Source organism: Gottschalkia purinilytica (genome assembly GCF_001190785.1).
In the GTDB taxonomy this organism is placed as follows: domain Bacteria; phylum Bacillota; class Clostridia; order Tissierellales; family Gottschalkiaceae; genus Gottschalkia_A; species Gottschalkia_A purinilytica.
The window spans coordinates 1-15,290 of the sequence record NZ_LGSS01000008.1 but is presented as its reverse complement, the minus strand read 5'-3'; the positions used below and the strand labels follow the sequence as shown (position 1 = coordinate 15,290).

12 protein-coding genes and 2 pseudogenes are annotated in these 15,290 nt (G+C 27.8%); 9 read left to right on the top strand and 5 right to left on the bottom strand.

The window, feature by feature from the left end:
* Window positions 1-85: 85 nt before the first annotated feature.
* From CLPU_RS09145 to bioA, 3 genes are all read left to right on the top strand, one after another.
* Complete coding sequence (locus tag CLPU_RS09145; RefSeq protein WP_082154163.1) at window positions 86-763, top strand: TraX family protein; 678 nt, start codon at window positions 86-88, stop codon at window positions 761-763.
* A 498-nt stretch (window positions 764-1,261) separates the two neighbouring features.
* Window positions 1,262-1,969 carry a dethiobiotin synthase gene (bioD, locus tag CLPU_RS09140; protein WP_050355351.1) on the top strand — a complete coding sequence of 236 codons (708 nt, stop codon included), beginning with the start codon at window positions 1,262-1,264 and terminating at the stop codon, window positions 1,967-1,969.
* 143 nt (window positions 1,970-2,112) lie between these two features.
* Window positions 2,113-3,471: an adenosylmethionine--8-amino-7-oxononanoate transaminase gene (gene bioA / locus CLPU_RS09135; RefSeq protein ID WP_200898555.1), complete on the top strand. Its 1,359-nt coding sequence runs from the start codon at window positions 2,113-2,115 to the stop codon at window positions 3,469-3,471.
* A 163-nt stretch (window positions 3,472-3,634) separates the two neighbouring features.
* On the opposite strand, the gene CLPU_RS09130 is transcribed toward bioA, so the two are convergent.
* Window positions 3,635-4,594: an L-lactate dehydrogenase gene (locus CLPU_RS09130; RefSeq protein ID WP_050355350.1), complete on the bottom strand. Its 960-nt coding sequence runs from the start codon at window positions 4,592-4,594 to the stop codon at window positions 3,635-3,637.
* 269 nt (window positions 4,595-4,863) lie between these two features.
* Here CLPU_RS09130 and CLPU_RS09125 point away from each other — a divergent pair, with 269 nt between their 5' ends.
* The 4 genes from CLPU_RS09125 (at window position 4,864) to CLPU_RS09110 (ending at window position 8,732) form a co-directional block, all read left to right on the top strand.
* Complete coding sequence (locus CLPU_RS09125) at window positions 4,864-6,321, top strand: alkaline phosphatase (protein WP_050355349.1); 1,458 nt, start codon at window positions 4,864-4,866, stop codon at window positions 6,319-6,321.
* A 327-nt stretch (window positions 6,322-6,648) separates the two neighbouring features.
* Complete coding sequence (locus CLPU_RS09120) at window positions 6,649-7,089, top strand: hypothetical protein (protein ID WP_050355348.1); 441 nt, start codon at window positions 6,649-6,651, stop codon at window positions 7,087-7,089.
* A 246-nt stretch (window positions 7,090-7,335) separates the two neighbouring features.
* Window positions 7,336-7,974 carry a DUF6143 family protein gene (locus tag CLPU_RS09115; RefSeq protein WP_050355347.1) on the top strand — a complete coding sequence of 213 codons (639 nt, stop codon included), beginning with the start codon at window positions 7,336-7,338 and terminating at the stop codon, window positions 7,972-7,974.
* 107 nt (window positions 7,975-8,081) lie between these two features.
* Window positions 8,082-8,732, top strand: coding sequence for a DUF4489 domain-containing protein (locus CLPU_RS09110; protein ID WP_050355346.1), 651 nt, complete (start codon window positions 8,082-8,084; stop codon window positions 8,730-8,732).
* Between the two features lie 185 nt (window positions 8,733-8,917).
* Here the strand turns inward: CLPU_RS09110 and CLPU_RS09105 are convergent.
* A pseudogene (locus tag CLPU_RS09105) lies at window positions 8,918-9,433 on the bottom strand (IS3 family transposase); the annotation flags it as partial.
* A 754-nt stretch (window positions 9,434-10,187) separates the two neighbouring features.
* Here CLPU_RS09105 and CLPU_RS18250 point away from each other — a divergent pair.
* Together CLPU_RS18250 and CLPU_RS09095 are read left to right on the top strand one after the other, a co-directional pair.
* Window positions 10,188-10,658 (top strand): annotated as a pseudogene (locus CLPU_RS18250) (DUF4489 domain-containing protein); the annotation flags it as partial.
* 778 nt (window positions 10,659-11,436) lie between these two features.
* Window positions 11,437-12,321 carry a tRNA 2-thiocytidine biosynthesis TtcA family protein gene (locus CLPU_RS09095; RefSeq protein WP_050355343.1) on the top strand — a complete coding sequence of 295 codons (885 nt, stop codon included), beginning with the start codon at window positions 11,437-11,439 and terminating at the stop codon, window positions 12,319-12,321.
* Window positions 12,322-12,406: 85 nt separating this feature from the next.
* Here the strand turns inward: CLPU_RS09095 and CLPU_RS09090 are convergent, their stop codons facing one another.
* The 3 genes from CLPU_RS09090 to CLPU_RS09080 form a co-directional block, all read right to left on the bottom strand.
* On the bottom strand, window positions 12,407-12,838 hold the full coding sequence (locus tag CLPU_RS09090; protein ID WP_050355342.1) for a hypothetical protein: 432 nt from the start codon (window positions 12,836-12,838) through the stop codon (window positions 12,407-12,409).
* Between the two features lie 338 nt (window positions 12,839-13,176).
* A complete protein-coding gene (locus tag CLPU_RS09085) occupies window positions 13,177-13,887 on the bottom strand; it encodes an RluA family pseudouridine synthase (RefSeq protein ID WP_050355341.1) in 711 nt (236 codons plus the stop codon).
* Between the two features lie 228 nt (window positions 13,888-14,115).
* Complete coding sequence (locus CLPU_RS09080) at window positions 14,116-14,895, bottom strand: sensor histidine kinase (protein WP_268760464.1); 780 nt, start codon at window positions 14,893-14,895, stop codon at window positions 14,116-14,118.
* Window positions 14,896-15,290: the final 395 nt, after the last annotated feature.

The window sequence follows — 15,290 nt, the reverse complement described above, 5'->3', positions numbered from 1 at the left end:
CTTAATTTTAATACAGTTAATAGTTATAAGATCACCATTTACTAATTAAATTAAAAATACTTATTAACAGAGAAGGGGTATTTTAATGAAAATATATACTTTTAAGTTAAAGGTATTATCACTTATACTTATGTTTATAGAACATATCTATAACTTTATACCTAATAGGATACCAGTATGGATCACTTATCCTGGAAGGATAGTAGCTCCTATATTCTTTTACTTTATGGTAGAAGGATTTTTTTATGCAAGAAGTAGATTTTGGTATGCAAAGAGAATATTTTCATGGGCCATAGTTATGTTATTAGGAACCAAATTAATACTATTATTAATAAATGTTAAAACTATCGATACAATGATTAACAGCATATATCTAAATATATTTTTATCATTAGGTTGTGGTGTAGTTTTGCTAAGTGTGATTGAATGGATCAAAGATAATAAGTTTGATAAGTTAAATATATTATTAGGGCTAGTCTTACTAATTGCTATATCTAGAGTAATGATGTTTTTAGGGACTAATATATTTGGAGTGTTTATGACTTTAATATTCTACTTTTTTAGAGACAAAAAGAAATTGATGGTTGTTGCATATTTAGGGTCTTTTTTAACTTTAAAACTAGGATATATGTTTATATATAATATACCTTTTACGTACAAAGCTTTGTTTATAGATGACTTTCAGTGGATGATGGTATTTGGAATAATACCAATATTGATATATAGTAGAGAACGTGAATTAAATAATATATTTTCTAAATAATTATTTATTATACGTATAGACAATGTATGCTATAAGTGTAAAAGAGTTTAATTAAATTAAATAAGCAATGAATGATATAAGACTATCTTTAGAGATAGTTTTTTTATTTTATGATTTCAGTTACTTTTTAAATTCTAGTAAAGGTTAATAGCTATTTCATACAAGGATTGTTAACTAAAAAAATACATGAAATTGACAATAACTAAAAAAATATATATAATTTGGTTAACTAAAATGACGATGAAGGTTTATGATGTTATCTTTATAAGCTTAGCTTTAGAGACTCATACTTTTTACAATTATTACTTAGGGATTAGCTATAGGATAGATCTATAAACAACTTCTATTTTAAGGGGTATTATGGATATTACAGATGAAATTAGTTGCTTAAGAATATAACTATTTAATAACTTACAAAAAAAAGTGACCTAGGGTTCATATTGGACAAGTTATATAAAATAGGTATAAAGTTAGGAATTTTATAAGGAGGAGAAAAGATTGTCTAAGTCTATTTTTATAGTTGGTACTGATACAGATGTAGGAAAGACTTTTGTATCAGGGGGAATAGTTTATACGTTAAAAAAGAATGAATATAGTTCTTGTTACTTTAAGCCTATACAAAGTGGTGGAGAAACTAATGATGGGAAGTGTACACATATAGATGTTGATTTTGTAAAAAAAGTAGCAAATATAAGTGAAGATAAAGATTATATGAATTCTTATTGCTTAAAAGAACCTTTATCACCTCACTTAGCATTTAAAGTAGATAAAATTAACTTTAAAAAAAATAAAATAATGCAGGACTTACAAAATCTTAAGAATAAGTATGAATATGTGATTATAGAAGGGGCTGGTGGAGTTGTAGTACCTCTTATTAGAGATAATTATTATATATACGATTTAATAAGAGATATAGATAGTTCTGTTGTAATAGTCACAAAGTCAAAAGTTGGAACAATTAATCATACAGTTCTTACTGTAGAATTTTTAAAAAATAAAGGGATAAATATAAAAGGAATAATAGTGAATGATTATAAGGGAAACTTTTATGAAGATGATAACATTGAAACTATAAAGAATATTACAGGGCTTGAGATCATCTCCATAATAAGAAATGTAAAGTCTAAGGATAATGATTTTTATGAAAACATAAAAAAAGAATATGATAGAAGCTTTGATGTAAATAAAATACTAAAGGTATTTTAGTATTAAGCTTATTGTTTTTAATTGTCTTTAGTTATAATTGATTATATTATGATGGTAATTCATATTAATGTTTTTGAAAATAACTAATATTTTTATTTAAATTAAATTTTAATTTATTAAAGATTATAAAGAAGAGGGATACTATGAGTAATATGAAAGATCTTCAAGAAAGAGATTTAAAATACATATGGCATCCATGTTCACAGATGAAAGACTATGAAAAGTTTCCTCCCATAGTTATTAAAAAAGGTGAAGGTGTATTTTTAGAAGATATGGAAGGAAAAAGATATTTAGATGCAGTTTCATCTTGGTGGGTTAACTTATTTGGACATTCTAATAAAAGAATAAATGAAGCATTATATAGACAAGTCAATAAACTTGAACACGCTATATTTTCAAATTTTTCACATGAGCCAGCTATAGAGTTATCGGAAAAAATAATAAGTATAGTACCAAAGGGACTTAATAAAGTTTTTTTTAGCGATAATGGATCATCAGCAATAGAAGTTGCACTTAAACTTAGCTTTCAATATCATCAACAGATAGGTAAAACTAAGAAAAAAAGATTTGTAGCTATTACAGATGCTTACCATGGAGAAACTATAGGGGCATTGTCTGTTGGTGGAGTTGACTTATATAGCAAGATATACAAACCACTTCTTTTAGATGTAATAAAAGTAGAAGGACCAGATTGTTATAGATGTAAATTTGAAGAAAATAGGCATAATTGTAATACATCATGTTTTAAGTATATGAAAAAAGTCATAGAAGAAAAACATGAAGAAATAACAGCCATTATAATAGAGCCTATGGTACAATGTGCGGCAGGCATGAAAATATATTCAAAAGATTATCTTAAAAAACTAAGAAAGCTATGTGACCAGTATGACATAAATTTAATAGCTGATGAAATAGCAGTTGGATTTGGAAGAACTGGACAGATGTTCGGATGTAATCACTCACAAATAACTCCAGATATAATGTGTCTTTCAAAGGGATTAACTGCTGGATATATGCCAATGTCTTTAACTATAATGACAGATAAAATATATGATGCTTTTTATGATGACTACAATACTATGAAAGCTTTTCTTCATAGTCATAGTTATACAGGTAATCCTCTTGGATGTGCTATAGCATTAGAATGTTTAAACATATTCAAAGATGAAAATGTTATTGAGAAGAATAAAACAAAATCTAAAATACTTAAAAACAAGATAGAGTCAAGACTTGAAGAGATACCGTATATAGGAGAATATAGACAATTAGGAATGATAGGAGCAATAGAGCTTGTGAAGGATAGAGTCTCTAAAGAATCATTTCACTGGAAAGATAGAGTGGGATATGAAATTTATAAAATAGCTCTTAAGAAAGGAGTTCTCCTAAGACCATTAGGAAATGTTATATACTTTATGCCACCATATATAATAAATGAGGAACAGATAGATTATATGTCTGATGTTGCTATAAGTTCTATAAAAGATTATTTTAATATTTACTAAATAATCTTTGATAAAACTCTTAGTGAAGATACTATTAGCAAAGATGATAAAAGGAATTTAAAAGGATTAGATATAGTTATAATAAGATAAAACAAAATTCTAAGATCTTTTGTAAAATATCATGTAAGACTTAGAACTTTGTTTATTTATAATCTAGTTTTAGTTATATAGAAACTTTATTAATTACTTCTTTTAACTTCTCACTAGATTCTTGTAAAAATTTTAACTCATCTTCATCTAATGGAAGTTCTAGAATTTTACCTACACCATTTCTATTAACTACAGTAGGTACACTTAAAGATACATCTTTTATGCCGTACTCGCCTTTTAGCTGACTAGATATAGTTAAAACTGCATTTTCATTTTTTAATATAGCTTCGACGATTCTTCTAAGTGCAAAAGCTATACCATAAGATGTTTCTCCTTTCCTGCTTATAATTTCATAGGCTGCATTTTTAACATCACCAAATATTTCATCCTTTGGCAGACCTGTGCAATCTGTCTTATACGTTTGACACATTTCGCATAGATGATCTACTCTAGTACCTGCTATATTTGTAATACTCCATGCAGCAACTTCACTATCACCGTGTTCACCTAATATATATGCATGGATACTTCTAGGATTGATACCACAGTGTTTACTTAAAAGATATTTAAATCTAGAACTATCAAGAACAGTTCCAGAACCAATAACTTTAGTTTCATCATATCCTACACTTTTAGCAGCTATATAAGTTAGAATATCTGGAGGATTGGTTGCTACTAATATAATCGCAGTACGAGTATACTCAACGATACTTTTCATAATACCTTTTATAATCTTACTGTTTTTATTAGCAAGATCTAGTCTAGTTTCGTCAGAATCTATTCCTACTCCAGCACTTATTATTATAATATCTGCATTAGCACAATCAGAATAATCTCCTGCTTTTATATTAATAGGACTTAAAAATGATATACCATGATTTAAATCCATAACTTCCCCTTCAGCCTTCTTTTTATTTAAATCTATAAGAATAAGATCGTCTACCATTCCACTTTCTACAAGAGTAAAAGCTGTTGCCGTACCAACAAATCCAGCACCAATTACTACGACTTTATTACCTATATCTTTTCTCATACTAAAGTTCTCCTTTAAAAAAATTTAATACACATATTTGTATAACTATTATTTGTAACTTACAGTATTTATATTTAATATTTAGAAATGAATTTTTACAAAGAGCAATTTTTAAAAAAGCATATACAGTATTTTGTATACAATAGTTACTTATAATATTTAATATCCAATTTACTAATAATTAAAACAACTTTTACAATTTAATAACAATATCTAAAACAAATTTTATTACTATTAAAGTGTAATAATAATATAAAGGAGGATAATTAATGTCTAATAAACGACTTTTTAAGAAGGTATTATCATTCTTATTTATCACTTTATTACTTGTTTCTATAACTTTTCCTAATGCTATAAGAGCATCAGGAAAAAATACACTTAAGGTAAAAGAAAATCCAAAATATATTTTTTATTTTATAGGAGATGGAATGGGAGCTGCTCAAAGACAACTAGCAGAGTATTATTCTAAACAAAATACAGGTAAGAAGTTAACAATGAATACTTTACCTATAGCTGGAATAAATACTACTCATTCAGAAAATAGCTTGATAACTGATTCAGCAGCTGCGGGAACGGCTTTAGCAACGGGACATAAAACTAAAAATGGAATGTTATCAAAACTACCTAACGGAAAAGATGTAAAAACTTTAATAGAAGTAGCTGAGGAAAAAGATATGTCTACAGGAATTATTACAACTACACGTTTAACTCATGCTACACCAGCAGCATTTGCATCTCATAATGTTAATAGAAGTAATGAAAATGAAATAGCTGTTGATTATTTAGATAGTGGTGTTGATTTTTTTGCAGGTGGAGGGTTAAGGCATTTCATTCCTAATAATTGGACAAATGATGAAAAAGATGCAGCTGATAGAACTATAAAGTCTAAAAGAGAAGATGATAGAAACTTACTAGAAGAATTCAAAGACAATGGATATATTACTTTCTATGGTAAAAAAGGAGTTAAAGATTTCAGGGATTATAAGCCTAAAAAAGATGATAAAATATTCGCATCATTTACAGACAGTCATATGCCTTATGAAGTAGATAGATTAAACAGCCTATACAAAAATAATGTTCCTACTTTATCACAAATGACACAAAAGGGTATAGAAACTCTTTCACAAAACAAAAAAGGCTTTTTTCTAATGGTTGAAGGTGGAAGAATAGATCATGCTTCTCATACTAATGATGCAGTTGGTGTTATTAAAGAAACTATAGAATTTGATAATTCTGTAAAAATAGCATATGAGTTTTTGAAAAAATACCCTAAAGATACCCTAATAGTGGTTACAGCAGATCATGAAACAGGAGGCTTATCGTTAGGATATGATTCAAACTACTTTTTAAAGCTAGATTCATTAGAAAATGTAAAGGTTTCAGTTGAGGATAATTTATTAAACTCTTATAAAGGAGATAAGGAAAAGTTCTTAAACTATATAGGAGAAAATTTTGGATTATCTAATATAACAGAACAAGAAAAAAGAGAAATACAAGATTCTATTGATCTTCATAATAAAGGAGTAACTTGGGGAGGATATTCTCCATTAGCTATGTCAGTAACACATATACTTTCTAGAAAAGCAAATATTAATTGGGGGACTTATGCACATACTGCCACACAAGTTCCTTTATCAGCAATTGGCTCAGGAGCTGAGCATTTGGGAGGATATAAAGACAACACTGAAGTATCTCAAGTATTATTTAAATTTTTAGATAAAAAGTAAATATACTAAATTTATTATTTTCATTTAAGAAGATAGTTAGCATTTTTGCTAGCTATTTTTTATTATAAATATTCTATTTAAACTAATAGAGATAATAATACATGTATAAAAATATTACTAATTGAAAATATATATCAATTCATATAGAGTTATTTACATTATTTATAATAATTCAACTTATTTTGACAATTAAGGATTTATACTATAACATAAAGATATAGTAATGTAAAATAATAGTATTATTTGTAAAAAAATATAACTTATATACATTATTAATAGACCTTTAAGACGTATTTTGACATATGAGACTAGGGGGAATGGGAGTTTATGAGAAAGAGAGAAGTCAAGATATTACTGTTATTGTTGTTTATATTAGTAATTGCTTTTTCATTTAAAAAATCTTCTGGTAAGGAGGTAGTTTATAATTTATTAGAATCTTGTATTGATAAAGATATAAAAAGATTTAATAAATTATTTAGGCATAATAAATTTGGAGCTACAACTAATACTAAAGAAATTATGGAAAGCTTATCTAAAAAAGTTTCAGAAATGGGTGGAATAGAGAACATAGAGTTAAAAGAATATGATATGGAAGATATAGAAAGACAAGCAGCACAAGAGATGAAGGATATAGTAGAAGGTGACTTTGTAGTGGTAGAAATAAGTGGAAATAATAAATCTTACATATGGCTTATTAGAAAGGAAAACGAGAGTTACTATATTGTAAGTGGTGATGATGGAAAAATAAATGATATATTGGCTAAGTAATTGAAAAGCGATATGTTTGTTAGATTAGATATAAATAGCATTTAATATTATTGATAGAGTATAAGATAAATAAAAGAGAAAATGGTATATCTAATGATTAAAGGAAATATTTAGAAAAATGGAACTATCATAATAGCACTATAGATGAAAAGTCAATGAACAAGCTTTGAATGTTTAACATATAAATATACTGGGAAGAGAAAAAGATTTCCCTAAGAATTGTATTTAGAAAGGAACTGATTGTTAGTGAGTGAAGCTTATTACAAAGGTCACTATAACAATGGAAAAATTATACCAAATTGCAATCAATATAGCTTAAAACAAAATAAGACTTTTCAAAATAAAATAACTGAAGAAGTTAGTATATTTTATGCAACTTTTCAATCTATAAAGGGAAGATACTTTATAGGTAAATCTCCAACAGTGACATTAGGGAATGGAACAAATGCTTGGGTAGGATTGATAAATCATCCTAATTCAGGAGTAAATTTGCATGTTGATGTAATAACAATAAACAACTTCTCCTCAGTAGACTATATCTTAGCAGGATTATGGCTTAACACAAATCCACCAGGAATAGGAACTGTATCAAACAATGTTACACCAGCTAATACGTCTATAGTACCCACACCTACTCCTAAAGTGCAAATTCAATATGTAAGCTCTACTACAGGAACTCCTACAGGAGGAGTAAATCCATTTGAGAGAATTGTACCAGCATTAAATACTGCAGTAATTGAAGATGAAGGTAAGATTATTATTCCTCCTGGAGGAAACCTCATAGTATTTCTAACAACCCCATCAACAACAGACATAACTGCTAGTGTAGCATTGGGATGGTGGGAAGAAAGAATAATTTATTGTCCTCCAAGACCAGTTTGCTAGAAAATTGATATGTTTTAAAATTAGTGTAAACATTATTGGCTTTAAGCATAATATGTAGTGCTTAGTAATATAAGCATAAGTTTAAAATTAAAAAGGGGTTGTTTTTTTTGAGCGATAGATTTGATCATAGAGAACATCACAAGAGAAGATGTAAAGAAGATTGTCCAAAGAAAATTTTATTAATTTGTGGAAATAGTGTATCTTCAGGAGTTACGACAGATAAGCGTGGAGATAAAGTAAGGTTAGCTAATGTTTTTGTAGATACTAGTTGTGTATGTAGACCTATAGTTAAAATAGAATTCTCTAATAATATTAGATTTGAAACTAAATTCGATGATAAAGATAGATGTAGATATGATGATAGTGATAAAGAAGGTAGTAAATATAGACGTGAAGAAGAATCTCAAATCAGAATAAGATATGACTTATTTAGAAAATGTAAGCATGAATTTACTCCACAATTGTTAGATACGTGGATTTTTGAAAGAGAGATAGAGTCAAAGAAGGATAAAATTGAATTAACTACAACTGATACAGTATCTTTCCATTTCTGTTCAAATAACGAATCAGATTTTGATGATCGCTGTGAGTATTTTGTAGTGGCAACTACTGAAGAGGCAAAAAATGCTAAGGCAACTTTTCTTAAATCTGCTATAAGTGCTTTCGTTCAAGATGATTTTGAAGACGATGACAGAGATAGAAGAGACAGAAGAGATGACAGAGATAGAAGAGATGATAAGGATCACTGTAGAAGATAAGAAAGGAAAAAATATAAAAAAAATTTCGAGTGGGAATGTTACTTCTAACAAACGTTACAATTAAAAAGAAAAGAGGAGTGATGGTATACCATCACTTCTTTTTGTATAAAGAAAACCACCAGCTAATGAATTGAACCCTGTTTATTAGACATAGAAAACAACCACCTAATGTATCAGCTCAGTTTTTAAAATACTAAAAAGTTTTCTGCACAAGCATTATCAATAGGATTGCCTGCTATTGACATTGATGACGTTAGATCATATGCTTTAGTTAGGTTGAAATATTGTTCAGATGCGTATTGAAAACCTTGATCGCTATGGAGTACCAGTCCATTAGCGATCTCTTTTTTTGCAAGCTTAATTGTTTCTATAACGAGACTGACATTTTGGTCTCTACCTACTTTATATGCAACAATAAAATTATCATATAAATCTTTTATTGCTGATAGATATAATACACCTTGCTTTGTAAATATATAACTAATATCTGTAACCCATTTTAAATTTGGTTTATTAGCCATAAATCTCCTATTAAGTATATTTTCATATTTATGTATATGATTACCGTATTGAATATACCTTCTTCGTTTTCTTATCCCAGATAATAGTCCATCATATTTGTTCATTATCCTTAAGATAGCTTTATAGTTAATAACTAAACCATGTTCTTTTAATAACCATATTTTGATTCGCCTATATCCATATGTATTTTTTGTGCTATTCTAACACTCTTTTATAAGGTCAGCAATAACTATATCTTTATCACATCTACTTTGTCTATTTATCCAAGCATAATATCCACTACGAAAAACTTTGAAAAAATTACACATTTCTTTTATTGTGTATTTATCTTTAAAACGATAGATTACTCTGAATATTAGTTGTTTACATCCCTCCTTTCTACCTCGGAGAGAAAATTTCTAAGTAACTCATTTTCCATCTTCAAACGTTCATTTTTTTTGTTAACTTACTAATATTAGTTATTGGCTTTGTATTTTTTCTACCCTTTTTCTTAGGTATATAAGTTTGAGAAAGGATATTATGTTCTTTTTTCTTAGTCTTTCAAAGAATTCTTTTACAACATATTTATTTTTAAATCCCAATGCTTGTGATATTTGTCTAAATGATTTACCCTCTTCATGCATCTTAATGATTTGTTGTTTATGAATTTTAATAAATGTATAGTTTCTCTTATTACTTACAAAAAACACCTCCAATTGCATTTACTTTACAATATGAGGTGTTTTTTCTTAATGTCTATTTTCTTAGGTTTAGTTCATTAGCTGGTGTATATTTATTTATAAATAGATGGTGGGAAGAAAGAATAACTTATTGTCCTCCAAGACCAGTTTGCTAGAAAATTGATATGTTTTAAAATCAATGTCAACATTATTGGATTCAAGCATAATATGTAGTGCTTAGTAATATAATCATAAGTTTAAAATTAAAAAGGAGTTGTTTTTTTTGAGCGATAGATTTGACTATAGAGAACATCATAGAAGGAAATGTAGAAGAGATTGCCCAAAGAAAATTTTATTAATTTGTGGAAATAGTGTATCTTCAGGAGTTACGACACATAAGCGTGGAGATAGAATAAGATTAGCTAGTGTTTTTGTAGATACTAGTTGTGTATGTAGACCTATAGTTAAAATAGAGTTCTCTAATAATATTAGATTTGAAACTGACTTCGATGATAAATGTAAAAAAGAAGAAGCTCAGATTAGAATAAGATATGACTTATTTAGAAAGTGTAAGCGTGAATTTACTCCACAATTATTAGATACATGGATTTTTGAAAGAGAGATAGAGTCAGAGAAAGGTAAAATTGAATTAACTACAACTGATACAGTATCTTTCCATTTCTGTTCAAATAACGAAGCACATTTTGATGAACGTTGTGAGTATTTTGTGGTGGCAACTACTGAAGAGGCAGAAAATGCTAAGGCAACTTTTCTTAAATCTGCTATAAGTGCTTTCGTTCAAGATGATTTTGAAGAAGATGAGAAAGAAGAGAAAGAACATCACCACAGAAGAGAAGAGGAGGAACACCGTAGAAGAAAAGAGAGAGAACACTGTAGAAGAGAAGAGGAAGAGCGCTGTAGAAGAGAGGAGGAGGAACATCGTAGAAGAAAAGAGAGAGAACACTATAGAAGAGAAGAGGAAGAACGCTGTAGAAGAGAGGAGGAATATCGTAGAAGAAAAGAGAGAGAACACCATAGAAGAGAAGAGGAAGAGCGCTGTAGAAGAGAGGAGGAGGAACACCGTAGAAGAAAAGAGAGAGAACACCGTAGAAAAGAAGGGAGAAGAGAAAGAAAGAGAAATCACATAGATGATTTTTATTGGGAATTTGATTTCAACATCTAATAAGTTAGAATAAAGGTTAAGGATAAAAAAAGGAATGGTGTAAACGCATCATTCCTCTTTATTTATAGATAAAAATTATTACAACTATAGTAAAATATATAATACACAAGAAAAGATGATAATATAAATAAGAAATCTATAGTCTTAAAAAGCTCAATAATCTATGCTATATCTTCTTTAGTTTTAAGAACAATAGTTTATTAAAGGATATAAAATTCCAGATAAGAACGAATAGAATATATTACATAAGGTAACATCATAATATAAATGTGTTATGGTATTTTCCCGAGACAAAAAAGCGCAAAGCTGATATAATATTTTGGGAAACAGAGGTGATAAAATGAGTGATGAAAAAGAGAGCAGTATTGCTGGAAGCGGCTGTGAAATACTAGTACCATTTAATGAGAGAAAACCATTAAAAGAGATAGAGCGTAAAATAGTTAAAACATATAGAAAAACTATATGGTCAAAATTTATTAAAGCTATAAATGATTATAAGTTAGTAGAAGAGGGCGATAAAATAGCGGTAGCCATATCAGGAGGAAAAGATAGTTTACTTATGGCAAAGTTGTTCCAAGAGTTAAAAAGACATGGAAAAGTTAATTTTGAATTAGAGTTTTTAGCAATGGACCCTGGATATCATTCAGATATAAAGCAATTATTGATTGATAACTGTGAATATCTAAACATACCTATCAAAATATTTGATTCAGGAATATTTAGAATAGTAGATAATATAGCTAAAGACTATCCATGTTATATGTGTGCTAGAATGCGTAGAGGGGCGCTTTACTCAAAAGCACAAGAGCTAGGATGTAATAAGTTAGCATTAGGACATCACTTTAATGATGTTATAGAAACTACATTGCTGAATGTTTTATATTCTGGTAATTTTAAAACTATGCTTCCGAAATTAAGAGCAAGTAATTTTGAAGGTATGGAACTAATAAGACCAATGTATCATATAGAAGAAATATATATTCAGAGATTTATACAAAGTAGTGGAATATGGCCATTAAATTGTGCATGTATGGTAGCGGCTAAAAAAATAGGAAATAAAAGATACGAGATAAAAGAGTTAATTAAGAACTTAAAGAAAGACTTTAATAATGTAGATATATCTATATTTAGAGCGGCTCAAAATGTAAATATGGATGCTATATTGGGTTGGCAAAAAGATAATCAAAACTATTCATATTTAGATTTTTATGATGATACTGAATAGACTTACAAGGTGAATTTATAAAAAAATCCTGTACTATCTTAATATCTTAAGATGGTACAGGATTAATACTTTATTCTATATATAATTAGTGAGGTATGTCAGATAGATCTAGAGTAAGTAGATATTGAAAGGCACTAGGAGCCATGAAATGGACTGCTGCTCGTTGTTTATTTTTAATCATCCATTTTGGTGTATACAAATGGTCAGTGGTTTCTGCATACCAGTTTACAAATTCATATCCATTTGTTGTAGTATTCCATATAAAGTCACCTCGTAAAGTTAAAACTCCGCGTATGGTTTGCTGTTGTCTTTTCAGTACTCCATTATAAATAATAAATGGACTTGCTTTATCTTCTGTTATTTTATTATTTATAGTTTCTTGTGAAAGTGGTCCTTGTGATTTTATAATAATTTCTGTTTCAGGCTCTGGTTGTCCTACTATTTCTTGTGCTTGAACTATACCAGAGGAGATAATTAATAATATTGATAATACCAAAGATGAAACTAATCTTTTCATTTTTTATCATCCCTTTCTTAAAATATTATTTTACTTATATTTACATATTATACAATAAAAACTAAATACCTTCTTTTTTATAAATTTAATTAAAGATATTCAATTAAGATGGCATTAGAGTGTTGTAATAAAGATTAATAGGTAATGTTTATAAATCTTATTTGGAATAACAATGTAGTATAGAAAATGTGTAATAGCTAAATTATTAATATACTAGTCAATAAAGGAGATGAGTAATATTGAAATAAGAAATGGTACTATACTAAAGAATGATCTTATAATTTTTATTATAGACAATCTTTTAGTTAGCACCATTTTTCATATGAAATGAATAGTTATTATTTAATAAGCTGTGTTAAATTAAATAAATTCCAAGGATACTCATTATGAGGTAAGGAAGTAAATGATAAATAGCTTCTTTTAATAGGATGACTAAAAGAAAGTCTATATGCCCAAAGAGCTATTTGAGTCCATTCTTTTTTCTTTACAAAATCCTTATTATATTTATTATCACCCCATATAGGAAATCCCCAATTAGATAATTGGACTCTTATCTGATGATGTCTACCTGTTTTAAGCTTAATCTTAACAAGACTTAAATTTCCGTATTCTTGTGTATTAAGAGTATCAATAACTTCATATTCTAATATAGCTTCTTTTGCACCTTTGGTATCTTTTGATACAACTTTACTCATATTTATGGTGCTAAGTTTTTTTAGATAATTTTTGAGTTCTCCTTTAGTCTCATCTGGCTTACCACATACTATAGTAAGATATTCCTTTTTCATATATCTATTTGACACTTGTTTAGACAAATTCGAGTTTGATTCTTGAGTTTTAGCTAAAACCATGACTCCTCCAACAGGTCTGTCTAATCTATGTATAAGTCCTAAATATACATTTTTTAACTTATCATTTCTTTCTTTAATATCTTTATATAATATACTCATTAAATCCTCATCATTAGTTTTGTCACTTTGACAAGGTAATTTAGGTGGCTTTTCAACTACTAATATATTTTTATCTTCAAATATAGTTTTTATTTCCATATAATCCTCCAATTAAAATTAAAACAAAATGTTATTTATCATTATACTATTATATATTAATATGATAATAAATAATAAGAATTATAGATAATGAATAAAGAAAACATATAAAAATAATACGTTATGAACAAACGTTTACAACCTGTTATTTTTAAGATAAATGGATATGATAAAATATTTTGTAAGTTTGAGTATTATTTATACTAATCTAATTTTATATATTTTCTGTTAATCAGAATATATATCTGAAAATTCTACGTTAATTCTTTCTATTCTAGTATCTACAAATTCATCATTAGTAATCTCATCTTCTTCTTGCTGTTCAATAATAGTTTTAGGCAATTCTATGATAAATTTAGTCCATTTTTTATATTCACTTTGAACTAATATGTTTCCATCATGAAGTTCTACTATAGATTTTACAAGAGTTAAACCTAAACCATTACCTTCTACACTTTTTCTAAGAGATGGATCTACTTGTATGAAAGGGTTTAGTATATTATCAATCATGTCCTCTGGTATGCCTATGCCAGTGTCTTTAACAGAAATCTCTACTTTGTTTTCTTTATCATATACTGATACATATATTTTTCCACCAGAAGAAGTAAACTTGATTGCATTTGATAATAAATTGAGCATAACTCTTTCTATTTTTTCTTCATCAAATGCCATTGAAATATTTTCACAGTTTGTATCAAATATTACTTCTATTCCCTTCATGTTTGTGTACTCCACTATAGATAAGGTAATATCTTCTATAGTTTTTACAATATTTTTATTTTTAAGTTCTATTGTGAAAAAACCTACATCCATTTTATTTAAATCTATAAAATTATTTATTAATCTCAATAATCTATAGCTATTTTGTTTCATAACTTTCATATATCTAGAAATTGATTTACAGTTATCACAATTTGTAGATTTGCTAAGGGTTGTTTCAAGTAATTGTATAGTTCCTGAAATAATGTTAAGTGGAGTTTTTAATTCATGAGATATAGTAGAAAATATTTGAGATTTAAATTTTGAATTTTCTTCTTTTTCTTTAACTTGAGATTTTAATTTATCTAAGTTATTTTTTTCTGTTAAATCCCTTACTACACTTACTAGATAATCATCATTTTTATAATGAAAAGAGAATCCACTAATTTCAATATTTGATGGTGTGCAATTCTCTTCGAGAAATAATTTTTTTTTAGACCATTCTAAATGATCTAGGTTTTCTAAACTTTTTTTAAGTTTATTTATGAAGTCTTTATGACAACTGGATGTAGAGCATTTTTTTATTAGATCTTCTTGATTCTTACAACGTAATAAGGTTATTGCCGAGTTGTTAGCAAATTCTATATTATTGTATGTAGAAAACCACCTGCTATGCAGGTGGTTCCAAAAAGCTTGTAGCTATG